The sequence below is a fragment of the Candidatus Nitrotoga fabula genome (genome assembly GCF_905221025.1).
GTDB classification, from domain to species: Bacteria; Pseudomonadota; Gammaproteobacteria; order Burkholderiales; family Gallionellaceae; genus Nitrotoga; species Nitrotoga fabula.
In genome coordinates this window covers 56,381-83,112 of record NZ_CAJNBL010000040.1, presented here as the reverse complement: position 1 = coordinate 83,112, position 26,732 = coordinate 56,381, and the positions used below count along the sequence as shown (strand labels likewise).

The 26,732-nt window shown below is 51.2% G+C and carries 27 protein-coding genes and 1 tRNA gene; 6 read left to right on the top strand and 22 right to left on the bottom strand.

Annotation, left to right across the window (positions count from 1 at the left end; all coding sequences use genetic code 11):
• Positions 1-2: 2 nt before the first annotated feature.
• From KJA68_RS08775 to KJA68_RS08725, 11 genes are all read right to left on the bottom strand, one after another.
• Positions 3-530 (bottom strand): adenine phosphoribosyltransferase, encoded by a 528-nt coding sequence (locus KJA68_RS08775; RefSeq protein WP_213036558.1) that lies wholly within the window; start codon positions 528-530, stop codon positions 3-5.
• 32 nt (positions 531-562) lie between these two features.
• Positions 563-1,180, bottom strand: coding sequence for a class II aldolase/adducin family protein (locus KJA68_RS08770; protein WP_213036557.1), 618 nt, complete (start codon positions 1,178-1,180; stop codon positions 563-565).
• A 46-nt stretch (positions 1,181-1,226) separates the two neighbouring features.
• Entirely contained in the window at positions 1,227-2,126 is a 900-nt protein-coding gene (locus KJA68_RS08765) for an S-methyl-5'-thioadenosine phosphorylase (RefSeq protein WP_213036556.1), read from the bottom strand.
• Positions 2,127-2,251: 125 nt separating this feature from the next.
• Positions 2,252-2,944: an OmpA family protein gene (locus KJA68_RS08760; RefSeq protein ID WP_246487130.1), complete on the bottom strand. Its 693-nt coding sequence runs from the start codon at positions 2,942-2,944 to the stop codon at positions 2,252-2,254.
• Between the two features lie 66 nt (positions 2,945-3,010).
• Complete coding sequence (locus KJA68_RS08755; protein WP_213036555.1) at positions 3,011-3,607, bottom strand: glycine zipper 2TM domain-containing protein; 597 nt, start codon at positions 3,605-3,607, stop codon at positions 3,011-3,013.
• A gap of 312 nt (positions 3,608-3,919) precedes the next feature.
• Positions 3,920-5,059 carry a hypothetical protein gene (locus KJA68_RS08750; protein ID WP_213036554.1) on the bottom strand — a complete coding sequence of 380 codons (1,140 nt, stop codon included), beginning with the start codon at positions 5,057-5,059 and terminating at the stop codon, positions 3,920-3,922.
• 142 nt (positions 5,060-5,201) lie between these two features.
• On the bottom strand, positions 5,202-5,969 hold the full coding sequence (locus tag KJA68_RS08745) for a DnaJ C-terminal domain-containing protein (RefSeq protein WP_213036553.1): 768 nt from the start codon (positions 5,967-5,969) through the stop codon (positions 5,202-5,204).
• Positions 5,945-6,292, bottom strand: coding sequence for a DnaJ domain-containing protein (locus KJA68_RS08740; protein WP_246487129.1), 348 nt, complete (start codon positions 6,290-6,292; stop codon positions 5,945-5,947). The genes KJA68_RS08745 and KJA68_RS08740 overlap by 25 nt, the downstream gene beginning before the upstream one ends.
• A 135-nt stretch (positions 6,293-6,427) precedes the next feature.
• On the bottom strand, positions 6,428-8,851 hold the full coding sequence (locus tag KJA68_RS08735) for a Lon protease family protein (protein ID WP_213036552.1): 2,424 nt from the start codon (positions 8,849-8,851) through the stop codon (positions 6,428-6,430).
• A gap of 97 nt (positions 8,852-8,948) precedes the next feature.
• Positions 8,949-9,104 carry a hypothetical protein gene (locus KJA68_RS08730; RefSeq protein ID WP_213036551.1) on the bottom strand — a complete coding sequence of 52 codons (156 nt, stop codon included), beginning with the start codon at positions 9,102-9,104 and terminating at the stop codon, positions 8,949-8,951.
• A gap of 35 nt (positions 9,105-9,139) precedes the next feature.
• Positions 9,140-9,559, bottom strand: coding sequence for a hypothetical protein (locus tag KJA68_RS08725; RefSeq protein WP_213036550.1), 420 nt, complete (start codon positions 9,557-9,559; stop codon positions 9,140-9,142).
• A gap of 546 nt (positions 9,560-10,105) precedes the next feature.
• Here KJA68_RS08725 and KJA68_RS08720 point away from each other — a divergent pair.
• Positions 10,106-10,828 carry a ferredoxin--NADP reductase gene (locus KJA68_RS08720; RefSeq protein WP_213036549.1) on the top strand — a complete coding sequence of 241 codons (723 nt, stop codon included), beginning with the start codon at positions 10,106-10,108 and terminating at the stop codon, positions 10,826-10,828.
• Between the two features lie 193 nt (positions 10,829-11,021).
• Here the strand turns inward: KJA68_RS08720 and KJA68_RS08715 are convergent, their stop codons facing one another.
• Positions 11,022-13,091, bottom strand: coding sequence for a TonB-dependent receptor family protein (locus tag KJA68_RS08715; RefSeq protein ID WP_213036548.1), 2,070 nt, complete (start codon positions 13,089-13,091; stop codon positions 11,022-11,024).
• A gap of 666 nt (positions 13,092-13,757) precedes the next feature.
• Between KJA68_RS08715 and KJA68_RS08710 the strand changes: the two genes are divergently transcribed.
• Positions 13,758-14,204, top strand: coding sequence for an OsmC family protein (locus KJA68_RS08710; RefSeq protein WP_213036547.1), 447 nt, complete (start codon positions 13,758-13,760; stop codon positions 14,202-14,204).
• 208 nt (positions 14,205-14,412) lie between these two features.
• Positions 14,413-14,877 (top strand): hypothetical protein, encoded by a 465-nt coding sequence (locus KJA68_RS08705; protein WP_213036546.1) that lies wholly within the window; start codon positions 14,413-14,415, stop codon positions 14,875-14,877.
• 199 nt (positions 14,878-15,076) lie between these two features.
• Here the strand turns inward: KJA68_RS08705 and KJA68_RS08700 are convergent, their stop codons facing one another.
• The 4 genes from KJA68_RS08700 to KJA68_RS08685 all read right to left on the bottom strand — a co-directional run bounded on the left by KJA68_RS08700 (position 15,077) and on the right by KJA68_RS08685 (position 18,173).
• The gene (locus KJA68_RS08700) at positions 15,077-16,144 is read right to left on the bottom strand and encodes an alkene reductase (protein WP_213036545.1); all 1,068 of its coding nucleotides are present in this window, start codon (positions 16,142-16,144) and stop codon (positions 15,077-15,079) included.
• 20 nt (positions 16,145-16,164) lie between these two features.
• Complete coding sequence (locus tag KJA68_RS08695; protein ID WP_213036544.1) at positions 16,165-17,121, bottom strand: pirin family protein; 957 nt, start codon at positions 17,119-17,121, stop codon at positions 16,165-16,167.
• Between the two features lie 206 nt (positions 17,122-17,327).
• A complete protein-coding gene (locus tag KJA68_RS08690) occupies positions 17,328-17,735 on the bottom strand; it encodes a DoxX family protein (protein WP_246487128.1) in 408 nt (135 codons plus the stop codon).
• Positions 17,736-17,759: 24 nt separating this feature from the next.
• On the bottom strand, positions 17,760-18,173 hold the full coding sequence (locus tag KJA68_RS08685; RefSeq protein ID WP_213036543.1) for a MarR family winged helix-turn-helix transcriptional regulator: 414 nt from the start codon (positions 18,171-18,173) through the stop codon (positions 17,760-17,762).
• Positions 18,174-18,385: 212 nt separating this feature from the next.
• Here KJA68_RS08685 and KJA68_RS08680 point away from each other — a divergent pair, with 212 nt between their 5' ends.
• The gene (locus KJA68_RS08680) at positions 18,386-18,874 is read left to right on the top strand and encodes a terminase small subunit-like protein (RefSeq protein WP_213036542.1); all 489 of its coding nucleotides are present in this window, start codon (positions 18,386-18,388) and stop codon (positions 18,872-18,874) included.
• 220 nt (positions 18,875-19,094) lie between these two features.
• Here KJA68_RS08680 and KJA68_RS08675 read toward each other — a convergent pair whose 3' ends face one another.
• Positions 19,095-19,490 (bottom strand): hypothetical protein, encoded by a 396-nt coding sequence (locus KJA68_RS08675; protein ID WP_213036541.1) that lies wholly within the window; start codon positions 19,488-19,490, stop codon positions 19,095-19,097.
• 145 nt (positions 19,491-19,635) lie between these two features.
• Between KJA68_RS08675 and KJA68_RS10985 the strand changes: the two genes are divergently transcribed.
• Positions 19,636-20,628, top strand: coding sequence for an SEL1-like repeat protein (locus tag KJA68_RS10985; protein WP_213036540.1), 993 nt, complete (start codon positions 19,636-19,638; stop codon positions 20,626-20,628).
• A gap of 315 nt (positions 20,629-20,943) precedes the next feature.
• On the opposite strand, the gene KJA68_RS08665 is transcribed toward KJA68_RS10985, so the two are convergent.
• Positions 20,944-21,035: transfer RNA gene (locus KJA68_RS08665), tRNA-Ser, on the bottom strand.
• A gap of 60 nt (positions 21,036-21,095) precedes the next feature.
• Between KJA68_RS08665 and mltF the strand changes: the two genes are divergently transcribed.
• A complete protein-coding gene (gene mltF, locus KJA68_RS08660) occupies positions 21,096-22,484 on the top strand; it encodes a membrane-bound lytic murein transglycosylase MltF (RefSeq protein ID WP_213036539.1) in 1,389 nt (462 codons plus the stop codon).
• A 151-nt stretch (positions 22,485-22,635) separates the two neighbouring features.
• Here mltF and KJA68_RS08655 read toward each other — a convergent pair whose 3' ends face one another.
• The 4 genes from KJA68_RS08655 to lolA all read right to left on the bottom strand — a co-directional run bounded on the left by KJA68_RS08655 (position 22,636) and on the right by lolA (position 26,724).
• Positions 22,636-23,151: a hypothetical protein gene (locus KJA68_RS08655; protein WP_213036538.1), complete on the bottom strand. Its 516-nt coding sequence runs from the start codon at positions 23,149-23,151 to the stop codon at positions 22,636-22,638.
• Positions 23,152-23,308: 157 nt separating this feature from the next.
• Positions 23,309-24,676: a serine--tRNA ligase gene (gene serS / locus KJA68_RS08650; protein WP_213036537.1), complete on the bottom strand. Its 1,368-nt coding sequence runs from the start codon at positions 24,674-24,676 to the stop codon at positions 23,309-23,311.
• A gap of 42 nt (positions 24,677-24,718) precedes the next feature.
• Positions 24,719-26,050: a replication-associated recombination protein A gene (locus KJA68_RS08645; protein WP_213036536.1), complete on the bottom strand. Its 1,332-nt coding sequence runs from the start codon at positions 26,048-26,050 to the stop codon at positions 24,719-24,721.
• A gap of 53 nt (positions 26,051-26,103) precedes the next feature.
• Entirely contained in the window at positions 26,104-26,724 is a 621-nt protein-coding gene (lolA, locus tag KJA68_RS08640; RefSeq protein ID WP_213036535.1) for an outer membrane lipoprotein chaperone LolA, read from the bottom strand.
• Positions 26,725-26,732 lie beyond the last annotated feature (8 nt).

Genomic DNA, 26,732 nt, shown 5'->3' with positions numbered 1-26,732 from the left:
CCTCAATCACCCTTGAATTCACAAAGCGAAAACACTTTCTGTCCGAGTTTTTCCAGTCGTGCCCTTCCCCCTAGATCAGGCAAATCAATTACAAAGCAACATTCCACAATCTTGCCCCCCATGCTTTCGATGAGATCACTAGCCGCAACAGCAGTCCCACCTGTAGCAATCAGATCATCCACCAGCAGCACCTGATCCCCCTGAGAAATCGCATCCACGTGCATCTCGATACGATCTGTACCATATTCCAGTTCATAGTCATGACCAACTGTTTCTGCAGGCAGCTTGCCCTTCTTGCGAATGGGAATAAACCCTACACCAAGCTGAAATGCCAGGGCCGATCCCACAATAAAACCACGGGCTTCAATGCCGGCAATCCGGTCAATCTTTACTCCGGTATAGCGGTTTACCAGCTCATTGATCGTAACCCGGAAACCTACTGGATCTTTGAACAGCGTAGTAATATCCCTGAACATCACTCCATGCTTCGGATAGTGAGGAATCGTCCGAATACGCGATTTTATTGGCATCCTGCTTTCCCTTTTAACAAAACGAATCCCGGTCATCCCTGACGTTTCCGACCATAACATTTAAATTTCCGGAGAACTTCCTGCATTTCCCCATCCGTAAGAATATTGGGTTCTCCCACCTGCAAGGCACCCCAATACTGTTCGCAAAGAGATTCCACTTCAACTGCCACGGCAAGGGCATCGGTTAAATCTTCCCCAAGCGCAATCATGCCATGATTACCAAGCAGGCATGCCTTGCGGTTCTGGAGTGCCTGCAACGCCACATCAGACAGCTCCTGGGTTCCGAACAGAGCATACGGCGCACATCGAATCGTGTTTCCGCCAGCGGCTGCAATCATATAGTGAAATGGAGGAATTTCACGGTTCAGGCAGGCCAATGTCGTCGCATACCGGGAATGGGTGTGTATCACTGCGCCCACTTCCGGGCGTGATGCCAGAATATCACGGTGAAACAGCCATTCGCTGGATGGACTGCCCGAGCCAATCACCTCGCCCGAAAAACGCATTGCAACCATATCTTCTGGCTTCATATCCTCTGCCCCAGCCCCGGAAGGCGTCACCAGAAAAAAATCACCGCACCTGACCCCTATGTTCCCGGAAGTGCCGCGATTCAAACCCAGTATGACCAGTTTCTGAACCATTTCGGTCATTTTCTGACGAAGCCGTGAAATACTCCGGGTATCCGGAAATAGCAAGTCAGGAGGCAAACTGATTCCCCAGCACTCGGCCAGCAACGGCATCGAGACGCTTGATGATTTCAGGATCCCGCGCATCATGCGAAGTAATCAATGCGTGATCGAGGGCATTGCGACACCGGCAAACGGCTGCCTTAGCATCCGGTTGTAACCCAAGAGCCAAATGTCTGACCAGGGTGCGCGCCTTGTCCGCATTGGCCAGCACAACCTTGAGAATTTCATCCACAGTTACATCATCATGGTTGGGATGCCAGCAATCAAAATCAGTCACCATGGCTACGGTCGCATAACAAAGCTCCGCTTCCCTGGCCAGTTTTGCCTCGGGCATATTGGTCATCCCGATCACATCACAATTCCAGCTCCGGTACAGTTCCGATTCGGCAAGGCTGGAAAATTGCGGACCTTCCATAACCAGATATGTACCTCCACGTATTACCTCAATCCCTGCCCCAATGGCAGCCGTCTGAACATGGTCGCCAAGCCGGCTGCAAACAGGATGTGCCATGGAGACATGCGCAATCAGACCCTTGCCAAAGAAACTTTTTTCACGGGCATAGGTTTGATCTACGAACTGGTCAACAATCACAAACATGCCTGGCCGCAAATGTTCACGCAATGAGCCGACTGCGCTGACCGAGATTACGTCTGTCACGCCAGCTCTTTTTAAGGCATCAATGTTGGCTCGAAAATTGATCTCGGAAGGCGGAATCCGATGCCCCCGCCCATGACGCGGAAGAAACACTATTGTCTGCCCGTTCAGTTCCCCGAACAAGAGTTCATCCGAAGGTTCGCCAAATGGCGATTCCACTCTCTGCCAGCGCTTGTTGGTCAGACCTTCAATATCGTAGACACCGCTACCACCAATAACGCCCAGAACAGTGACTTTATTTTCATTTGCCATAGATCATTTATACAGGTTGATCGAATTACACAGGATTACAATCACACCCTGTAACTGCATCATGTAAGGCTGGCCAACCATAGAATTTCGGCCGCACGGACTAGGCTACCAGAAAATTTGCAAGATTATTTGTGAACCTGCTCCTGGCCCTTCACTTCTACCACTACCCGGCGGTTAGGACGCAGACACTCTACCAACACCCTGTTCCTTGAACTGGATTCACCCTTCACATTCTTGCAGGATACAACCGGGTCAGTCTCGCCTTTTGCTACAGTTTGAATACGATGGCTTTCAATACCCTGTTCAACCAGATAAGCCTTAACCGCATCCGCACGTCGCTGGGATAATCCCATATTATAGGCATCACTCCCGATACGGTCGGCATGCCCTGTCACAATTACCTCAGATTCCGGAATCGTCCTCAGCTTGCTGACCACCTCTCCTGCAAGCACCTTTTGCCCATCTGGGCGAATAACGGACTGATTGAAATCAAACAATTTCTCGGCCTGCAGGGTAATCGGGACAAAAACGGGCTCTTCCGGTGCGGCAACAAGGGAAGGGGAAGACTCAACGGGTGGCGGAGCAATTTCTGCCTTAGGTGGTTCTTCTTTTTTTACCAGCCCCGGATCACATTCAAATATCGCCATGGCCGGCGTCCAGTGCCCTGCTTTCAGGCACTCATTGTAACTGTTCTTAATCAGGTTGCGATTGCTGTCAATCGCATATCCTTCCTTTGTGACTTCGTCTGCAGTAACTATGCCAGCCCAGGTCAAAAAAGCCATGCCAAAGGCAGTTGAAATGGTTTGTAAGTTTTTCATATTGTTTTTTCCTCTTTCAGATTGAAACAGCACACAGGCATACAGCTACGATCTACAATGAAACATCTATCCATTGCGGTAGACACGATAAACACTATTGTTCCTGATATAAACCCGGTCGCCAACATGCAAATCTTCTGTTATTTTCTGCTCCACGGCTTGGGTTCCTCCATTGTCGAGCCGTACACGTATGCGGTATCCGTCAGTTTTTTGACCGTCTTTATTCTGGGTCTTCCTCTTCTCAATCTCTTTTTCAATCTCCTGGCCCAGCAGAGCACCACTTACCACTCCAGCCATGGTTGCGGCCTCCTTGCCCGACCCTCCGCCTACCTGCTGTCCGATGAGTCCGCCCACTACACCACCAATGATTGCACCAATACCTATGCCACTGCCGCCGATCCCATCAAATGTGCCACCAAGCGGTTCGATCACTTCAATCACGCCATAAGCCACGCCGGTCTCTGCAGACGATGATGACTGCTCTGTTCCCGTGACAGGCGAAGAAGAAGGCGGAACCGTCCCCGGGCCGCTTTCAGATGCGTGAGCCGGATTGATAACCGCTGGGGAAGATGACGTCATTGCGCCAGGGTCATTATACGCACAACCGCTAATCAGAGTGATCACCGCAATAAGAATTGCACGGACTATTTTTAACGGGTTCATAAATCCTCCTGGATGAATAACTGTTTACAGGTTAATCACAAATTGGAACAACGTCTGTGCGCCGACGCACATTATGTTCACAAGGCAAGATGCCGGTTTCTCTTTCCACCATACCTGACACAAACCCTGCCAATAAATGAAAAAATTGATCTGCTCATTATTTACTGACGGCATCCCCTGCCAGGCCGACCAGATTAACTTTCAGAGTCTGAAACGCTTCGCTGCCGGACCGAACCAGGCAGACACCGGCATCCATGCTTTGAATCCATAACTCTACTGAACAACCTGTACATGACAGCTCATCCTTCCCGATTACTGCAAATCCTCCAGCACGCTGTCACGCACGGTATCCAGAGTAAAGCAATGCAATCCACCACCAAACAATCGCCGATGTCGGTGCTGTACCGGAATAACATTGAATCTGGCATTTTCCAGAACCCTGATCAGCCCGGCGCACGCTTGATTCACAAGCACGTCGGTCGGGCTGAGAGACAACACATTCAGGTCGATGTAGGGGCTCGTCAGGACAAGATCACTCTCGTCATACTTTGGAAAACTGTCCGACTCAGGCGGCGGAGGAACAATAAACTGCCATTTTCGGAAGGGATCTGGAAGCATCTCCCGAATTCCTTCGTGTCTCGCGAGAAAAACCCCGGGGCGTAAGGCCAGCAGCATGGTATCGATATGATTGTCACTCATCCGGTATATCTGGTGAAGCCTGTACCTGTCCTCCAGATGCCGGCGCAGCCACTCAAAGGCCGTCGCATGATTGGCGTTCGCAACATTGACGATGATATCGCGCCCCAGCTTCAGGCATTGCGCTCCATCCAGCATCATTTCAAAACCGACATCGTAGGGGGACGGAAGCGGGTTTTCAACTGGCTCGGTAGGACCTCCCATCGTATTCTGCGTGTCCCTGACATAGGACAGATCGAAAGAAGCATCGGTCAGAACCGGGCGTGGCATGGTTGTCCAGCGCGCACCCTCATCATAATATTTCTTGAACAACGGGGTTAATAGTCGTGTTTCCAGGTAGCGGGAACGAATAGCCGGCGGGGTTTCAATAATTTCATCCCCCAAAATCAGGGTATTGTCACGAATATTAAGGGCTGGAACAGGCATTGCCTCCCAGCCGAAACCTCTGATTGCCGGAGCATCCGGCGGCAGAATCACCGGGCGGTGTACTATAATGCCCAGCTTCTGCAAGGTATCTGCCAGCCCTTCCACATCTTCATTGAGTTCTTCGACATAGCGCTCATGGATCTGCCACCGGGTACCTGCACTAGGGCCGGAAGACTTTTTCAGCCGCGGATAAGCCCAGTCCGACCGGAACAGATGTTCGTGGAAAAAAACATCAAAAGAAAGCTCCCGATCATGCGCAGTATAATTCCTGGCCGATCCGACGATAATCTCCTTAAGCGGAGACCAGTCATTGTGGCTATTCAATTTCATAACTCTGTCCCAATTCCTGATCAGACTTTCCAGATTCTAAAACCAGTTGTTCCCCTCTTGGAAATTTACCAGGCAAAAAGTGTCTACTGCTGGCAGCCAAAATCAACAGCCGGCTGAATCGTCCAGAGACCCGCGGCCATTTTCATTTTCCCGTCAGGAATGAATCATCCCTTTCCTTTTCTATCGCATGCAGACGCTTGTACAGATCCCGTTCCTCACGCGTAATATGCACAGGGATCGCCACCTCAATGCGCAAATACAGTTCGCCATGGCGGTCGCTCCCGAATTCCGGCAGACCCTTTCCCCTGATACGCAACACCTCTCCAGGCTGTATTCCAGGTGGAACCGTCACGCTGACCGCCCCCCCCAGGGTAGGCACTTCCAGCGTAGTTCCAAGCACTGCATCCGTCAGTGAAATGATATGCTGCCGTAGCAGATCTGCCCCGGCTCGCTCAAAACGTGAATCTCTCCGCGTACGCACGACCACAAACAAATCTCCGCTTGCACCGCCAGTTTCCGGGCTGGCCATCCCTTTTCCCGGAATGCGAAGTGCCATGCCTTCCTCGATTCCTGGAGGGATTGTTACCGTAAAGCTCTCTTCCTGTTCCATGTTACCTCTGCCTTGGCACTCAGGGCAGGGATGCTCGATCATGCTGCCGCGTCCATGACAAACTGGACAGATGCTGATCTGCTGGAACAGGATATGCTCCTTTTCCTTTCGAGTGCTGCGTGTTACACGCCCGGTGCCATTGCATGCCGTACAAATCTTTGGCGCCACCCCGCCTTCCGTGCCCGTACCATGACATGCACGACAAGGAGCCGGACGATTCAGCCGCACTTCCTCTTCCCCTCCGCTGGCTACCCGCTCCAGAGGAATAAAAAGCTCTACTTCAATATTTTCGCCCTGCACGGGCCCCTTGCGGCGCCCGGGTGAAAAAACTTCTCGAACGGACTGGCGCCGCTAAAGTCGAAATTCAGCCCGCCAAACAAGTCGTCGAAATTGATCCGGCTGAACAAATCTTCCTTGCTGAATCCTTGCGCTCCGGAGAAGCCACGGGCATCATATTCAGCGCGCTTCTTAGGGTCGGACAGGACAGCATACGCCTCGGCAATTTCCTTAAAACGTTCCTCGGCCCCTGGTTCCTTGTTACGATCTGGATGATATTTCAAGGCAAGGCTGCGGAATGCATCCTTGATTGCTCTCTGCCCGGCGTCTTTGACAACTCCAAGCACATCATAATAATCTCGTTGCGCAGAAATAATTGTTCACCCTGAACACATCGGTTCTCATCCAGAAAACAGGAATATCCACAAACGCGCACCACGCGCTCAGCACCAGGTACAGCCCTGTAAATTAGAGCAAGCGGGTCAGCCCTGGGGATCCTCTGCATCAATTTTTGTTATGGAACGGCGCGCGAACATTTCCCTGATCCCGGTCAATTCGGCCAACCTTTCCACAACCCTTTGATTAATGCTTCCCTTCGGATATTGTCCATCGGAGTTTACTTCTCCGGCCTCAAGGCCGGTCAGAATAGCCATGGCCTGATCGACATTTTCCACGGAATATATTCTGAATTTTCCTGCTTCTGCGGCCTCCACCACATCGCGACGCAGCATCAGATGCTTGACATTAGAGGCCGGAATCAATACCCCCTGTTCCCCACTCAACCCCCGCGCTGAGCAGATATCAAAAAAACCCTCGATTTTTTCGTTCACTGCACCGATCGCCTGAACCTGTCCAAACTGATTCACAGAACCGGTTACTGCCAAAGCCTGGCTAATCGGTGCATGCGCCAGATTGGAAAGCAGTGCACACAACTCAGCCAGGGAAGCGCTGTCCCCCTCGACCAGACCATAGGATTGCTCAAATACCAGACTCGCCGCAAGCGCGAGTGGCTGATTCCTGGCGTACCGCGCGGCAAGAAACGACGAAAGAATCAGAACCCCCTTGGAGTGGATGGCTCCCGAAAGTTTGACCTCCCGCTCGATATTGACCAGATCACCTTCCCCAAGACGGGTAGTTGCAGTAATTCGGGTGGGCAGTGCAAATGCAAAACTTCCCAGCTCAATCACGGAAAGCCCATTGATCTGCCCCGTCACCTCCCCTTGGGTGGCAATTATCAGGGTACCACGCAGAATTGCCTCATACATCTGGTCTCTCAGTCTGTCATGGCGTCGAATCTGGGTATCGATCGAGCGTTGTACATCCACCGCCCCCACAACAGCGCGCCCTGCTTCACGTGCCCAGTAGTCCGCCTCGTGCAACAAATCTGCAACACTGCGCATGTGGGTCGAGAGTTTTTCCTTGTCTCCAGCGAGACGCGCTGCATGTTCGATTACCCTGGCCACCGCACCGCGGTCGAAAGGCAACAGGGACTCCTTGCGGGACAGGGTTGCAATTAACCGTGCATAAAGCAGGTGGGCATCAGCATTGCGTTCTATGTATTCCTCAAAATCTACTGCCACCTTGAACAGCTCCCCAAACTCCGGGTCAAATTCCTGCAGCAAGTAATAAAAGAGGCGGTCTCCGAACAACACGATTTTCACATTTAGCGGGATAGGCTCGGGCTCGAGTGACATGGTGCTGATCAGGCCATATATCTGCCCCAGGGATTCGATATGAATTTCGCGAGATTGCATTGCCCGCTTCAAACCTTCCCAGGCAAACGGCTGTGTCAATACCTTGCGCACGTCCAGAAGCAGATAGCCGCCGTTCGCCCGGTGCAGTGCGCCCGCCTTGATCAGCGTAAAGTCGGTAACCAGCTCGCCAAAACGGGAAACATGCTCTATCCGCCCGATTAAATTTCCATAGGTTGGATTATCCTCGCTAACAATGGGAGCCCCAGGCTGCATGGAATTGCCCACCAGCACATTCACCCGATAGCGGTGAAAACTCTGATGGGTAACAATCGTCATTCCGCCAATGGTAGAGGACTCCTCCGGCTTGAGGAAAGCATCAAAGTTTTCCACCACATCCTTCTGCACCATGTCAAAGTATTGCAAAGTCCCGGGCAGATCAGCATAAACATGCCTTAGCTCATCCAGAAAATTCCCCGCGGCAGACTGAGTAATTTCACGGTTGACCTGCTTGATCCGTTCATGTCGCTCCCTGCGCCATTGCGGAATTTGCCGGAGAATTTTTTCCAGCCGCTCCTGAAGCACAGCAATCGCGGCCTCTATTCGTTGCTTCTCCTCATCCGGCAGCTTCTCATATTCGACGGGCGGTATCACTTCCCCGTTTCGGATAGGAACCAGAGTAAAGCCATCAGGCGTCCGCAACAGTGCGACATTCTGTTTTTCGGCTTCTTCGTGCAACTCTTCAAACGCCTGCTCCTGACGTTTATTGAACTCATCCTGAATCGCAGCCGCCTTGGCATGATAGTCGTCGCTCTCAAACAACGAAGGTATGGTACTTCGCAGGTAATCGACCAACTGCTCCATCGATCGTTTCAATTCCTCGCCCCTGCCAGATGGCAGCCTGAGCGCCTGAGGTTTATGCGGCTGGGAGAAATTGTTGATGTAACACCAGTCGGCAGATTTGTTCTCTCCACTGGCTTTTTCTTCGAGGAACTGCCGCACCATGCTCCGTTTCCCCATGCCTGCGGGACCCAGGACAAAAAGGTTGTAACCCTCATGCCGGATGCCTGTTCCAAAGCGTACCGCATCCATGGCCCGCACCTGTCCAATAATTTCCGACAGATCCGCAAGGTCATCGCTAGTCTGGAATGTAAATTGATCCGGATCGCATGGATGATGCAGCTGTTGCGGCGAAAGTAAAAAGTGTGTGGCCATTTTTCCTGAACGGGATTATGATGATATTTTGATTACCGATAAGCTGGCTGACTGCCCGATCCATTCAAATAAATGGGATCAAGAGATACTCCTTGTTTTATCTGTTTTCCTTATACCTAGCGTCAACCACTTTGCCCCGTGGTCCCGCCCCACTTGAACGCGGGTCACCCATTTCCGAACCGACATTGGCCCTGGATTCCGGTGCTTCCCAGCGGGTTTCAACATCGGTTCTGCTGAAATTTTCTTCCGCCATGCTCTTTCCATCACCCCCCGGAAAAAACAGGCAGACTACAATCTCTGGAAGGTCTCTCCATTATAAACACCGACCGCATTTTTTCTCTGTATCTCAATTTTTTTACCTCCCACATCAATACAGTTTCTTATGCCGTCCGTAGCAGCCAGCCTGGAAACCAGGACTTTATCGGCATAGATAAGAATATCATCCTGAGATACCAGACCGGCCTCCCGGCAAATTCTATAAACGCCCGGTGTACTTCCTACGTAAATAAGTTTATTTTTATTTTTCTGCCAGAATATCTTTTCTTCCGGCCTTTGATCCGGCTTATCAGATTTCACCATTTTAGGGCGGTATTCCACTTCGCTCGGAATTACCCCTTCCTTACTGTATTCCAGCATATTCGGTGATGCCGCTTCTGCCGTAGGATTTAAAAATATCGTCAAAAGCAAAACATTCAGTATGTTTATCATGGTACTCCTTCGATTAATACCTGAACAATAACAGCAATAGATACTGCCAGACCCCCTATAAACATAGGGCATGCATGTACCCGGATGAAATGGTCATGCGCAATTATCGAAACTGTGTTGCCACACAACACGCCTGCCGGTTTTCAAGATGGAATATTTTATGTAAGTTGGCATATCCCTGCCTTATGATCACCAGCTTGCAATACCACACGCAATACCCAGGCAGCTCCGGGAATACTGGCAACCTTCAGCCATGCCATTTAAAATGCATATCCGGTGCATATTATCATTGAAAATGCATTACAAAGCACACAAGCAGCATAACATTGATTAACCATGAGAAAAAATTCCATGGAATACCTGGCAATTTCCCATACAAACCAATAAACCAGTATTATTTTTAAGGAATGACGCTTCTATTGACGAAAGAACAAAAGCGCACTAATAGAGATGCAGTCCGGCAAGAGATTGCCTGAGCCACACATTCAGCCACAATACTCAACCCTGCCGGACGCACAATATTTTAACAAGAACGAGGAAAATGCCATGCCCAATTACAAAGTCAAATTAAAAAATAAAACAGAAATCGCAGAAGGTACGATGGCATTTCATTTTGAAAAGCCAGATGGTTTTATCTATAAAGCGGGGCAATTCGCGGATTGCACCCTGATCGCCCCATCTGAGACAGATTCCGAAGGCGATTCAAGAGCATTTTCATTTGCCAGCGCTCCTTATGAAAGCGACCTGATCCTGGCCACAAGGATGCGTGACACGGCTTTCAAAAGAGCATTGAAAACAATGGCGCCGGGTGCCGAACTCAACCTGGATGCACCCTATGGTTCATTCAAGCTTCACAACAATGTAAACATTCCAGCTGTTTTTCTTACCGCCGGGATCGGCATTACCCCTGTGAGAAGCATCGTCCTTCAAGCCATGCACGAAAATGTACCACGCCGGATTCTAGTATTCTATTCCAACCGCAGGCCGGAAGATGCCGCATTCCTGAACGAACTGAGGGAACTCCGCGAAACCAGTCTGGACTATACCTTCATCGCTACAATGACACAGACAGAAAAATCCAGCAGTAACTGGGATGGAGAAACAGGGCACATCAGCAAGGCCATGCTCCAGAAATACATCGGAGACATGACCCTCCCGATCTATTATATCGATGGTCCGCCTGCAATGGTGATTGCAATGCAGACATTACTGGGCGAGGCAGGAGTCGATGAGGACAACATCCGCACGGAAGAATTTTCTGGCTACTGAGTGCTGTCAGAAAGGGGGATGCCTGCTGCCGGAATCCTGCTGCCCAGCCCAGACTCGTCGCCGAATGTAGTGGCGGGTTCTGGGAAACCCCGCTGCACGGCAGTAACCCCGTCTTAGTCCATTTGATCCTTTAACCGGCGTGCCAGCCCACCCAGGGGGGGTTAGACAGGATATTGCCACGGATGATCGGCCACTAATACCTCCATTGCAGGCCGGCGTAAACCGAACGCCCATCCCCCGGAAGATAAAGTGGACCATCCGCTCCACGCTGGTTCAGCACCACACTGGTGGTCGCCACATACTTGCGGTCGGCAAGATTGCGCCCCTCAATGAACCATGAAAGTTCTCTTGTCAGTTTCTGGCCCATTTTCAGCCCAAAGATTGTATATCCGTCTGCGTAAACCGTTTCTGCAAAATCCACTGCATACCGTTGAGGCGAAAATTCGATGGTCGGACCCGCGTAGAAATTGTTTGCACGGTACAGCAGCTCCCCGCGCAGAAATGTCCTTGGAATACCCGGCAGGCGGCGATTACCGAAAACCGGATCATTATCGAAACGAAAATCATTGAGCAGCAGATTGTGGCGCCATTCCAGATTGTATGGCAAGCGCGCGGTCATCCCCATTTCAATGCCCGCATGCACGGTCCGGGAAGCATTGGTAGTCTGTGCTGCAGGAATCGGGTTATTCCCGCCGGCAAAAACGGCTATCTGCAATAATTCGTCATCCAATTTTGCATGATACGCGGAAAAATCCCAGTCAACTTTTGCACTGTTGCCCCGGGTGCCCACCTCAAAAGTAGTGCCGCTCTGCGCCCGTACAATATTAGGTTTAAGGCCTCCAGCCAGCTCCCCGAAAGAAGGAGGTTCAAAGCTCCGCGAGATATTCGCATAATGCTGGACACTAGGGAGCGGGCTATATAACAATCCGATTTTCGGGCTGGCCTGTGTATAGCTTTGCTTGAAACTTTCGTTCTGATCTGGTGTAGCGAAAAACTTATCCATATATTCGCGCTTGGATTTCGTATATTGCAGGCCAGCGATTACTGCAAGCTTGGGCAACACATACAACCGGTTCTCCGCATACAGTCCCATATTGGTGGCAACCTGGTCAGACTGGTTAGTGCGCGCGCCACGGCTACCCTGGTTGTTTACCCAGCGGTCTTCATTGGTCACCCCCCGGGTGGGAGTAAAACCAAGCACAAATTCATTTTTATAACCCAATAGCTGGCCATCCTGTATCAGGCGGGCCTCCAATCCGTAATCCTGATTATCCTGATCGATTACCTGAAAAATTGGGTGAAACAGGTTTTTCTCGGCATAAAAAACCCCTACTTCAAGACGGGTTTTGTCCATACGCAGAGTGGTCTTGTTGGCTATGCGCACGACCTCAATATCCCGCTTCTGTTGTAGGGTGAACGGGCTAAGAATGGCCTGACTGGGATCAGACCTCAACTGGGCTTTGGTCAGATTGCCAGGCAAATCGGATTCGCTGTTTGCATATCCTAAATAAAACCTGGTTTCCAGATCCGCGTTGATTCGATAACCAATATTCGTATTTGCCCGCTTTGCATCCTGTCTGGCATGATCCCTGAAACCGTCCTGGCTGAATGTGCTGACATTGACAAAATAATCCATGTCCCCTTTCACGCCACCCGTAGAAAGGCCCAGACGCTTATAATCAAAACTTCCGATTTCCCCACGAGCTTCAAATCTGGGGCTATCGTACCCCGTAGGTGAAACAAAATTGACCGCACCACCCAGGGTGGTCGATCCATACCGGAGCGCATTGGCCCCGCGATAAACTTCCATGTACCGGGTAGCCATCGGCTCGATTGCCTGAAAATCAAAACTGCCGTCGGTCTGGTTGACCGGGATTCCGTCCTGCATCAGCTTGATTCCGCGGCCATGGAAGGTGCGCTGCAAACCTGACCCGCGTATGGACAACCGCGTTTCTTCCGCACCAAAGCGTGATTGTGCAAAAACCCCGGTAGCCAGACCAAGGGTATCGTTAAAATTGGATACCCTGCCCTCGCGAACCTTTTCAGCATCCACAATGGTCACGCCACCGGGTGTTTGATTAATTTCGCGGATTGCTCGCTTGATATCCGGTTGCGTCATTGACGCACCCAGTTCATCACGTTTTGCAGAAACACTGATTTCAGGCAGCATGGAATCCGGGTCAATAACGATATGATCCGCACGTGCGAGCCCGGGAATCGCGGCCAGAACGAACCAACACAGCAATCGGCAAGCGTAAGTCATAACTGTATTTCCATGATTTATCATACAAAATTTCACTTCAAAAAATCTCCCCGATACAGGTTGCCATGCAGGCCTTTGGCTCATGCTGTGGCTTCCATCCACTGGGATTTCTGCCAAAATTTTTGTGCCTGCGATCATCCCAAACACCGGCAATTACTTTACAGGAATGATCTGCACAGTCATTTCGTTACCGCATGTTTGACTGGTTATTTGATTTATGGCCCTACTCCGGGTTGCAGTGGAGCGCTCATACAGAAAAAATGTCATACGAAACAAATCATTCCGAATATTCATTGTTCATATAAAATCAAAATACCCGTTTCTCCCAGCAAAATCCGGACGCAAGGTTAACCAAATCCATGCCCTGTTGGAATGCGACAAATTGTCGCATGAAGGAAATTTCACCTGCACAAGCCTGCAAACACCGTCACAAAACAGTCCAATCCGGTATTAGGTAAGAATATGATCACAGCTCTGGAAAAGTGGATTTGCACTCCATCATTCCATGATGCAATTACATTAAGACATGCCAATTATTGTGGGTCGTTCCAGCAGGCTATCGGTAACTTCAGATGCAGCCGGCTTTCATGATTTTTTGCAATCCTATTGAACTGTCCACCTGAATAGGTTTAAGCTCCCGAACTCATCCGCGAAAAGACATGCGTCATGAACGACTCCGGCATCACCGTGAAACTGATCCAGCAACAGGATTATCGCTTTCTGATTGAATTCGGCGAACCGGTTCCCTCCATTTTTGGAGACGAGCCTTCCCCACTTGGGGGGAGTACAGGTCCCTCCCCGGTGCAACTACTGGCAGCCGCCGTCGGCAACTGCCTGAGCGATTCGCTGTTGTTCGCCCTGCGCAAATTCAAACAGTCACCGGAACCGGTTCGCACGCAAGTGCAGGCCATCACCGGAAGGAATCCTGAAGGACGCATACGGGTACTGAAAATAATTGCCGAAATCACTCTGGGTACAAAAGCTTCTGAGCTAGAGCATCTTGAACGTGCACTGGATCAGTTCGAATCCTTCTGTACAGTTACGCAGAGCGTACGGCAGGGAATTCCCATCGAGGTCCGGATATTGGACGCAAACGGCGACCAGATCAAATAAAGAAAGAGGAGCGGAGCGATCCCTAATGCCAACAGACCCACACCATACAGCCGGTTATACTCCGGAAATTTTCGACCCGGATATCCCCTTTCGTATTAGTATTCGCCTGAAAAGGATCACATCCGATGAGACAATCCATAGACCGGAAAATCCTGATACTGACCATACGATTTAACCAAAAAATAACATACCATTTCTATTAAAAAAAATGAAATCCAATAAACTTGCACTGCTTGCCCTTCTTCTCTGGACTCTCACCATTTCCGTATTTGCATGGTTTTTTATCCGGGGAAACACCACTTCGGGAACCGATGGCAGAACTGCAATTCTACTGCAGGCCAGCGAACGCGATCTGATCCTGTCCGAAATGCGCCACCTGCTATCTTCTACCCAGGGAATCATCGCAGGTGTGAGCCGGGGCGACATGAAACAGGTTAAGGAAGCCGCAAGTGCCGCTGGCATGGCGGTTGCTGCCGATGCAACCCCTATTCTGATGGCAAAACTGCCGCTTGAATTAAAAACCATGGGCATGAGCGTTCATCGCGATATGGATGCCATAGCAAATGCCGCAGAAAACAAAATGGCCGCACAGGAAATTTTGGGCATGCTATCCAGTACACTGGAAAAATGTGTTGCCTGCCACTCGACGTGGCAGCTTAAAGTGGATAATTAAAGATAAATTTCTGAAATCTTCCTACTTTGTTTCTGCTCATGGAAAACCAGGATGCATAAACATTAAAAATGTATATAATATATATTTTTAATGTTTATTTTAGCAATTGTTCACTACCCGGACATACCAGGAACGCATGAAAATGGGACTCCTGGGCCGATGGGATCACCATCCGGCCCCATGCAAAATGGGCACGCAATCAATAATCAATGTATCCCTCTGCGCCCGCAGTGTAGAACGTGGCTGGATCTGGCGCCGTGAGCGGGATTGCACTGCGCAGCTTCTCCACCAGATCGGGATTGGATATGAAAGGGCGTCCGAATGCGACAAGATCACCTCGGTTCTGTGCAAGATCGGCTTCTGCGCGGGCCAGGTCATAACCGCCCGACAGAATATATTTTCCGCTAAAAGTAGCGCGCAACCTTGCCTTCAGCGCAGGGCTGACTTCCGGCGCACCCATTGAACTGTGATCGGCTATATGAATATACACCAGACCAATAGGGTTTAACTCCACGATCAATTGTTCATAAAGACGGTCCATTTTAGGATCTGGGGCCATACCAACCGACACTCCATAAGGCGAAAGTCGCAAGCCAACGCGATCTGCTCCAATGGCATCCACGGCAGCCCTGGCCGTTTCCACGGCGAAGCGAATCCGGTTTTCGATGCTGCCGCCCCAGCGGTCTGTACGATGGTTGGAAGCCGTGTTTAAAAACTGGTCAATCAGATACCCGTTTGCTCCATGCAGTTCAACCCCGTCAAATCCTGCTTCCATCGCCCTGCCTGAAGCGGCTGCATATTCGCCGATCGCTTCGTTGATATCGGCCTCGCTCATCGGGATGGGAACCGGGTGCGGCTGCTTGCCATTGTTGTCTGTCCACATCTCCCCTGGCGCAGCAATGGCGGAAGGGGCGAGCAATCGTGCGCCGGCAGGCAGGTTCAACGGATGGCCTACCCGCCCGGTATGCATCAGCTGCACAAAGATCTTTCCTCCTGCCCGATGCACGCTGTCAGTCACACGCCGCCAGCCTTGCACCTGGGCATCGCTGAACATGCCCGGAATCCGCGCATAGCCAAGCCCGTTCGGCGAAGGAGCAGTGCCTTCCGTGATGATCAGTCCAGCTGCCGCGCGCAACTGATAATATTTTTCCATCCGTTCGTTCGGCACATTGCCAATAGCGCGGGAACGCGTCATGGGGGCCATGACCAGGCGATTCTTCAGCTGAAGATTGCCAAGTGTAGTCGGGGTAAACAGAATAGACGACATATTGTTCCTTTCATTTTGATCTAAAAATACGAACCACAGCTTATGCCAATCCCATGGCGGCTATCGCCGCAGCATCCTCCAGTAAAGCAATATTGAAGGCCGTAAAACAATTCAACTGCCGATCTGTCAAAATATCCGCTGTTGAAATCCTGGATGGCCTGGATGATCTCATCTTGCGTATTCATGACAAAAGGGCCATGGCCGGCTATGGGTTCCTCTATGGGTTCGCCGCCCAACAGCAGCATCACAGCATCGCTACTGGCTTCAACGGTAAAATGCTCCCCCCCGCTGCCCAGCAGCACCATCTGGGCCTCATGGGCCGTGGCATCACCACACACCCTGGCCGTTCCATGCAGCACGATCACTGCCGTATTCCAGCCTTCTACGGCGGGTAAATCAACCTGATGCCCGGCTTTCAGTTGTATATCCCAGACGTTCATGGGCGTAAAAGTACGCGCCGGCCCGGTATGCCCGGCATAATTCCCTGCGATGATCCGCACGGATCCTGCCCCGCCAGCAAGCGGGACGGCAGGAATATCCGCATTCAGGATGGCCTGATACCCCGGGGCAGCCATCTTGTCTTTTGCAGGCAGGTTTACCCAGAGTTGCACCATATCCAGAATGCCGCCCGACCGCGTGAACGCTTCGGAATGGAATTCTTCGTGCAGAATGCCAGAGGCGGCGGTCATCCACTGCACATCGCCGGGGCCGATTACACCGCTTTTTCCGGTAGAGTCGCGATGCGCAACCTCCCCTTTATAAACAATGGTAACCGTCTCAAATCCCCGGTGCGGATGCTGGCCAACCCCTCTGGGCCTGGCGGCTGGCGTAAATTCGGCAGGCCCGGCCCGATCAAGCAGCAGAAACGGGCTCAGCTCCTTCCCGTGACTCTGGTATGAAAACAGTGAACGAACCGGAAAACCATCCCCTACCCAATGTTGCTGTGGGGCGCTATACACGCCAAGCACTTGTTTCATGTGCAATCTCCTGTAGATATTACATTTATTACCGTGTATGAATGCATTGAAGCCCATTGATGGAAGCCTCATCCCGGCGGCAGCATAAATCGGCCGGTTTGCGCATCCTGCCGGCAAGGACAGAGATTGCCGCGCTCCGTCTCTTACCGAAAAGAGCAATGCACCAAAGAGCAATGCACCGATACATTCAAGTTCTTACCGCTGAATCACTGGCTTTTACCGTCAATGGAACACGAACCGCTACCCAAGGCCGCCAGCAAAAACAGCCCCCCTGCAATGCTGATGTTTTTCATGAACAGCATGTTCTGGACAAAAGCCTGCTCAGCGGGAGCAGCCCAGAAATTATGGAAAATAAGCGCCGCCAGCAGCGTAAATCCTCCCAACAGAAAAGCAGCAATCCGGGCCTTGTATCCGACCATGATCGCCAGACCTCCGGCAATTTCCAGAATGATCGTCAGAACGGCAACTACAGAGGCAAGCGGCAACCCTTTGGATGCGATATAGCCGACGGTTCCCTCAAACCCGCCAATCTTCGAAAATCCTGCCATGACAAACATGGCTGCCATCAATATTCTTGCTATCAGTGCCAGTGGGTTGGAAAGTTGGTTCATCATTATTTCCTTTCTTAGTGGGTAAACTTAAAAAATACTTCTTAACTTTTCCAGAGAGCCGGATAATTCTTCCACCTCCCTGGCAGTTAACTTGCAAAATGCCCGGCCCAGATAAGTAACATGCTCTGGAAACACCTTTTCAAATAGCTGCTGACCATCCTGCGTCAGGCTGACCATCTGGCTGCGGGCATCCTCCCGATTGGTTTCACGGCGGATTATCCCTTTCCCTTCCAGCCGTTCCAGGACACCAGTCAGCGTTCCCTTGGTAACCAGAGTTTTTTCCCCTAGTTCCTTGCACGTCATTGGTGGCTGGTTGCCCAGGGTTGCAATAATGTCGAACTGGGTCATCGTCAACCCGATGGATTTCAGATGACTGGCTGAATAATGCTCAAAGGACTGGTAGGCCTGAGCCAGTTTCCGCAATACAGGTAAAAATCTCATATGCCCCTCATTTAGTACTAACGCGAACCATATTAGTACTAATTAGAACAAAATGCAAATATTACATAAATAATATTGCAACGATTCGAGAATATCCGTCTGCCAGGTCATACCACTTAAGATTCAGCAGGCGTGCTTGTGTAAACGCTTCAAGAAGCGCACATGCCCCGTAAACGGAACACCAGCAATTAAATCAATTACGATTGTTTGGCATGGCACAAACGCTGAGCGAACAGCAGAAATTATCTGATCTGGACCGAATATCGTTCGGGGAAGCTTTATGGCCTATCATTCTTAATAACATTGCAAACGGAGATTCCCTGACCGCGGCTCTTCGTCGTTTAAGTCCCGCGCCGTCTTACTGGTGGGCTAAAGATTGTTTAAGGTACAACCCTGAACTTAAAGCCCGGTATCAGCAGGCCGTGGAAGATCGTGCAGACCGCTTGGCAGAAGAATTAATCGAACTGGCGGATACACCGATACCCGAAGGGCTGGATGGCCCTGCTGCATCCGCGTGGGTGCAACGATTGCGGGTGCAGATTGATGTAAGGAAATGGGCTGCTTCCAAATTAAAGCCTCGTACTTACGGCGACCGCGTGGATGTATCAGTTACTGCAACTCAAATAAGCGTTACCGCTGCATTGGCCGAGGCACAGCAAAGGGTATGCAATATTATTGAATTCGAGCCGCCTGAAAACTGAATAAATGGTCATTGCTAACCAATAAGGCCACAAGGTACCTACAAAAACTACAAAAACCAGTTTCTGTAGTTTTTGTAGGCAGGGCACCCATTGCTTTTCTATAAAACTGGCTGATTATCACGCGCGTAGTTGGGTGGTAAACCAGTGAATGTACCAAACAACCTGTAATAAATTAATATCTTAATTTCAATTTACCGATTCTTTTGGAAAGAAAGGCATGTCATTGGTCAAGTTCAGTCTTGATTCCAGTAATCATGGTTGTTGTCCAATCTTGGCCAGTTAATTGAATTCTCGAACGCTTTAAGCTTTGCACTTCAATTGTATACATTGAAGCACCGTTACTCGCTGGACGAACAAAAACACCGACGACCTCACCCCATGTAGCCATTCCAGCACCGTTTTCTGCCTTGAGAGTGCCCGTTTCTTTATTGCTTTCAACAATCGTAAGACTGCGGCCAGCGCTCCGCACTATGGCTTTCCATATTTCATCATAAGTTTTACCGCGAACCTCGAACGAAGACCCACCTGTGCCAGGTTGCAGGGTGTCAGTTGTGGCACAACCAGAAATGGAACTCAGAATAAAAATAAAGACGGAAAATAAAGTGGAATATTTCATTTATTACTTAAAATATATGGCATTAAGGCATAGCTTGAATTATGCACCCAATAAAAAAATTCTGCATGATATTATAAAATGCAATTCAATTAGTTGTAGAAATACGCCATAGTATTTACCTAATAATCAAAAACAAATTACTGCCATGAAAACCCTGATTCATTCACTATTGCTAATGTTCACTCTCTTTTCCGGAAGTGCTTATGCAGATTTGTCTAATCAGAATGTGGCGGATTCGGCAGAATTCACTGATGAGCAAAAACAAGTTATTACTACTGCTAAACCTTGGGAAGAATACCAGCAGAAAGAATTTACTGCGGAACAAAAACAATTACTTGCTGCACAATATAGGCAGTACAGGAAAGCTTCTGAACAAGCTGAACAAGGCAATGCAAATGCGCAATATGAGCTGGGAGTGATGTACTTCGAAGGTAAAGGCGTACCCGAAGATCATGTGCAAGCTTACTTCTGGTTTGGTAAGGCTGCCGCACAAGGTAATACAATGGCTCAAAATTTGTTGGGTGAGATGTATTTTTTTAGCGAAGGTGTGCCTAAAGCCGAAGCTGTACATTGGTTTCGCAAGGCCGCTGAACAAGGGCATGCAGGTGCGCAATTTAATCTTGGAGGAATGTATGACAGAGGTGAAGGCATTCCTAAAGATGATGCACAAGCTGTGCACTGGTATCGCAAAGCTGCGGAACAGGGGGATGCAAGAGCGCAATTTAATCTTGGAGTAATGTACACCGACGGTGAAGGCATTCCTAAAGACGCTGCACAAGCCGTGTATTGGTTTCGCAAGGCCGCCGATCAGGGGAGAGCAAGAGCGCAATTTAATCTTGGGGTGATGTACGCTAACGGTATAGGCGTACCTAAAGATGATGCACAAGCTGTGCACTGGTATCGCAAAGCTGCGAAACAGGGGGATGCAGGTGCACAAAATAATCTTGGGTTCAAATACGACACAGGCATAGGCGTCACTAAGGACGAGGAAACGGCCTATTTCTGGTATTTACTGGCAAGCGCACAAGGTAATGAGATAGCAGTGACAAATCGAGACTTGATTGAAAAGAATTTGACCTTACAGCAGCGCGCGAATGCTCAAGCTACTGCACGTGTCTGGAAGCCAAAGAAAAATTAACCCCGGTTTACCCTGCGATCATTGGCTGGAATCGTTTTTTAAACCAGGAAGTGCTAGATGTTTACAAAAAAATAAAAATTTCTCGTGGGCGCACCCTAACTACGGCACAAAACCTTTGGGCCCTGCCCCCCGTCAAGCTTCATTCTCTGGCAATTAGCAAAAGATCAAGCTAATTCTGCTCGATTGCGGCTTGTTACTGGAAAATTCTCAGTATCTGAAAGACTATAAATTTTTGTTAAGGTTGATAGTCAATTTGATAGTTAAAAACCATGATTAAAAAATAACCAATTTAAATCAATTAGTTGTTTTAATAACTGGCGGAGAGGGTGGGATTCGAACCCACGGTACGGAGAAATCCGTACAACAGATTTCGAGTCTGCCGCATTCGACCTCTCTGCCACCTCTCCGACGATCTGATTTTACCACCAACCCGTAAAATCAGGCAAAATGTTCCCATGTTCAAGTTCATGTGCTTATTGATTGCAGCCGCTGCCCGGAACAAATTCCTGGTTCCGGCAGTGCTAGGTAGCCTGCTACTGCCGGCCTGCACCCCTGACCAGCCCCCGCTGAAACCCTGGCGGGAAGAACTGGCGGTGATCGTGCTGCCGGACGGAAATGATACGGATCAGCGCTTCGAGCGACACCTTGTCACACTTTTTGCCGAACAGTTGCACGTACAGGTGCAATTCATGCCTTTGCCCTCCGGCCAGGTGATGCCATCCCTTCTGGACAGGAAAGCGCATTTTGCCGCAGCCGGGCTGCGCAGCACCGGAACTGATCACGTACAGTTTGGCCCGGTGTATCAAACCGTCCGTGAACAGGCAGTATGCAATGGCGTCCCGGTACGCAACATGAAAACACTTCTCAAGAAAAACATCGCCGTAGTTTCCGGCTCTGCACAGGAAGCCGCCCTGAACGAGGCGCAAAAAAGCACCCCCGCACTGCACTGGCACATCAGCGAAAATCTGACCGTCTCCCGGCTGCTGGGAGAGGTTGCTGAAGGCAGGCTGGAATGCACCATCGCCAATTCGGAGCAGCTTGCATTGGCGCGCAATTACTATCCCGATCTGGATTCCGCGCTGGAGATTGCCACCCCTTCCAGACTGGCATGGGCATTTTCCCCGGGCGCCGCCCCTGAACTACTGGCAGAAGCAGAGAAATTTTTCGCCCGGATCAAGCAGGATGGCACCCTGAATCGCATCCTGGATCGGTATTACGGGCACAGCAAGCGTCTGGAGTCGGGTGACGCGGTTGCATTCATCACCCGTACGCGCACGGTATTGCCCCATATCCGCGGCTTGTTTGAAGAGGCGGCCACGCTGACCGGGCTGGAATGGCAGTTGCTCGCTGCCCTCGCCTATCATGAATCGCACTGGGATCCACTGGCCACTTCGCCTACCAATGTCCGTGGAATGATGATGCTGACCGAGCAGACGGCCGATCGCATGGGAGTGACCAACCGGCTGGACGCACGCCAGAGCATTATCGGTGGCGCCAGGTACCTAATGCAATTGAAAGAAAAATTGCCGCTCCGCATCCGCGAACCGGATCGTACCTGGATGGCACTGGCTGCCTACAACCAGGGGCTAGGGCATCTGGAAGACGCGCGCGTACTGGCAAAGCAACAAGGATACAACCAGGATAGATGGATAGGCGTGAAAAAGGTAATGCCGCTTCTGGCACAGCCCGCGTACTTCAAAAAAGTCCGGCACGGCTATGCCCGTGGCGGGGAAGCGGTTGTTCTGGTGGAAACGGTGCGCATGCACCACGACATGCTGCACAATCTGCCAGTCGGCACCGTGCCGCGACTGATCCCGCCGCACGACTCCGGCATTGCCCTGAAAAAACTGAAATAGACTCAGGCCCAGGGTTTTTCCGGATGAAATTCCCAGTTCGCCTGCACCCCTTGCGCCCCTCAAAACACCTGGCAACGGTCCAGCCCGGAAAACCCAAAGGACGCAGGCTTTCTGACCCCAGCCGGCATCCCGTGCCGAACCAGGATTTGCCTTACCAGGAGAATTTCAGCGCCATGACCTTCATGTATTCCTGATTGACCCGATCCAGTTTGTTCTCCAGTTCGCCCTGCAACACCCGGATAAATTTTGTCGGATCTTCCGATTTGGACAGTGCCTGAAGGGCAGCTGCGTCGGGTACATATTCATTAAGGGTCGGCTTCAGTCGTTGCGCCAACTTGTAAAAATCCAGAGTACTCTGCACGAAATCCTTGAACCGCATATCAATCGACAGGTGCCGCAGAATCGGGCTGTCGTCTTCCTGCAGCGGACCATCCGTATGCTGGCAATCCGCCTTGAGATCCATGATTTTCTTTTCAGAAAACTGAAAGTCCGCCTCGCTCATTTGCGGGACAAACCTGTAAAAGGAATCTTTCAACAATATCACCAGCTGCTGGCAGCTGGTCTGCAACTCGGCCGATAATTCCCTGCGTTGGGCAAGAGCATCGTTTCTAGGCTCTACAGGGCGTTTCAAAATGGCGCTCAATGCAGAAATTCCCGACAATTCCATTTCTATCTCCTTATTCAATACAACAATATCTGCCTATCCGGCAGATATTCCATTAAATCCGACATGAAAACCAAATCGCGATTTATAACACAAAGTGGACACATCAACACTGGTTATTCACTAAATTTCGTCCGGTCCAGCCGGATAACCAGACCCGTCAGGATTTGCGGATGCGCTCCAGATTTCCCATGTAAGGCCTTAACACTTCCGGTATCACAACGCTGCCGTCGGCCTGCTGATAATTTTCCAGCAGAGCGACCAGGGTGCGCCCCACGGCCAGGCCTGATCCGTTCAGGGTATGCGGCAGTTCGGGCTTTCCTTGTGCGTTGCGGAAACGGGCATGCATGCGCCGCGACTGGAAGGTTTCGAAATTCGAGCAGGAAGAAATCTCGCGGTATGTATTCTGGGCTGGCAGCCAGACTTCAATATCGTACGTTAGCGCTGCGGAAAAGCCCATGTCTCCCGTGCACAGTTTGACAACCCGGTAAGGAAGGTCCAGTTCCTGCAAGACCGTTTCGGCATGTGTCAGCAGCTGTTCCAGTGCAGAATAAGATTGTTCAGGATGCACGATCTGCACCAGTTCCACCTTGTCAAACTGGTGCTGGCGGATCATGCCGCGCGTATCCCGGCCATAGGAACCGGCCTCGCTCCGGAAGCACGGGGTATGAGCCACATATTTCAGCGGCAGCGTCTCCAACGGGACAATGCTATCCCGCACCAGATTGGTAACCGGCACTTCGGCAGTAGGGATCAGATAAAATCTGGGCTGTGACTTCCCGCTTGAATGAACTGCCCGGCCTTCCATCCCTTCCGGGGCCACCCCTTCCCCTGAGTGCATTCGCTCGGTGTCCCCGGAGCCTGCGCTGACGACGAACAGATCCTCCTCAAACTTTGGCAACTGGCCAGTGCCATGCATCGATTCGGCATTGACCAGATACGGGACATACACTTCGGTATAGCCATGCTGGCCGGTATGCAGATCCAGCATGAACTGCACCAGCGCGCGGTGCAGGCGCGCCATCGGCCCCTTCAACAACGAGAAACGTGCGCCACTGATCCGGGTGGCAGTTTCGAAATCCAGCCCGCCAAGATGTTCCCCCACGCTGACATGATCCCTGACTTCGAAATCCAGTACCGGCGGATTGCCTATGCGGCGGATTTCTGCATTTTCCGCCTCGGTCCTGCCCACGGGCACACTGGCATGCGGCATATTCGGGATCACCGCAAGAAAGGTCTGCAGTTCCTGCTGGATTTGCTCGAGCTGCCCTTCCAGCGCTTTCAACTCTTCGCCCAGCCCAGCAACTTCTGCCATAATTGCCGCCACATCCTCGCCCCTGGCCTTGGCTTGGCCAATCTGCCTGGAGGTGGTGTTCCGCTTGGCTTGCAATTCCTGTGTGCGGGTTTGAATGTCCTTGCGTGCGCTTTCCATCTGTCCGAAGCGTGCGGTATCCAGCCGATAACCCCGTGTCTCCAGTCGCGCCGCAACACCGGCTAAATCATTTCGTAAAACCTGTATGTCTAACATGCATTCCTCCCACGTCATACACCCCTGGCCGGGGTGCATGCGCTAATCATTTTTCATTTTTTTTGCCGCAGCATCCAGCGCACGAAGGTGGGCCAGTTTCTCTGCAATTTTTGCTTCCAGCCCCCGCCCGGTCGGATGATAGAAACTGACCTCCTGCATGTTGTCGGGGAAATAGCTTTCCCCGGCTGCATAGGCCTCGTTTTCGTCATGCGCATAACGATAATCCTTGCCATATCCCAGCTGTTTCATCAACCGTGTCGGCGCATTGCGCAAATGCAGCGGCACGGGGCGCGACCCTTCCCTGGCAATCAGGGCGCGGGCGGCATTATACGCGACATAACCGGCATTCGACTTGGCTGCCGCCGCCAGGTAAAGAACCGCCTGCGCCAGGGCCAGCTCGCCTTCGGGTGAACCCAGCTGGTCATAAGTCCGGGCAGCATCCAACGCCAGCTGGATCGCCCGGGGATCCGCCAGGCCTATGTCTTCCCATGCCATGCGCACAATGCGCCGTGACAGATAACGTGGATCCGCCCCGCCATCAAGCATACGCACCAACCAGTACAGAGCGGCATCCGGATTGGAGCCCCGGACGGATTTATGCAGGGCGGATATCTGGTCGTAGAATGCTTCACCCCCCTTATCAAAGCAGCGCAAATTTTGCGCCAGCGTGTTGTCCAGAAAACCGGTGTCTACGCTTTTGATCCGGGCGGTCCGGGCTGCGGTATGCAGCTGCTCCATGACATTCAACAGGCGGCGCGCATCGCCGTCTGCATAGCCGATGATACGATCACATACCGCATCGTCAAATTCCAGGTCAGCCAGAATATCCTGTTGCGTGCGCTTCAACAGCTGACGCAGATCTTCCTCGGCCAGAGCATGGAGTACGTACACCTGGGCACGGGACAATAGGGCGCTATTTACTTCAAACGACGGATTCTCGGTAGTCGCACCAATAAAAGTAACCAGGCCCTGTTCGACAAAGGGCAGAAAGGCATCCTGCTGGGCTTTGTTGAAGCGGTGCACTTCATCCACAAACAATATGGTGTGGCGCCCGCTTTGCTGCAAGATATGCTGCGCATGGGCAATCGCATCACGGATGTCTTTCACCCCCGACAATACCGCAGAAAGCGGAACAAATTCAGCATCAAATGCCGTGGCCATCAGCCTTGCCAACGTGGTTTTTCCTACCCCGGGCGGCCCCCACAGAATCATGGAGTGCGGCTTTCCGGATTCAAACGCAAGGCGCAGCGGCCGCCCCGGCCCCAGTAAATGAAATTGTCCGACAATCTGGTCGATATGCTTGGGCCGGAGCCGCTCGGCGAGCGGAACTACGGGGTCGGTCGGACCGAAAAGGCTATCCCGGGTAAGCGCCATGATCCTGCATTTGCATGGTGCCGCCCCCGGGAAAATGGGTTAGCACAAAAGGATTATTCACCCAGGACATCCGCCCCTTTTGGAGGAACAAACTTGAACAGATGTGCCGCCAGCTGCGGATTGCGCTGTAGCCTGGAAAGGCGGAGCAATGTGGTATGGCCGAAAGAATCCTGCAGCTCCATGACCACCAGGGCGGACTGCGCATCGAAAGCCATGAGAATTTTCTCGAAACTGGTGTCCTGATTACGGGGCGTCGCCTCGAGCCATTCCAAACCATCCTTGGTTCCCGTATCTTTCAGCCGGAATCCGCGTTCGATTTCATTATTTCCGGAAAGCAGGGCTGCGGGACTGCTGCCTAGAGCTGCATCCATTTTTTTGACAGTGACCTGATTCAGTTCCTTGTCATACATCCAAAATTTTTCGCCATCCCCAAGAATCAGCTGTTCATACGGCTTCTGATAGACCCAACGGAATTTCCCGGGCCGGACGAACAACATGGTACCGGAGGCCGACTGGATGCGCTGCCCGTTTTGGTCCCTAACTTCCTGAGTAAAATTTGCCTGTGCCGAGTTCGTGGACGCAATAAAATTTTTTAGCCTGTCCGTAGCACCTGCATAAGCGGAAACGGGAAACACGATGCACGCGACCAAAATAAACTTAAACAACCTATACATGGATCATT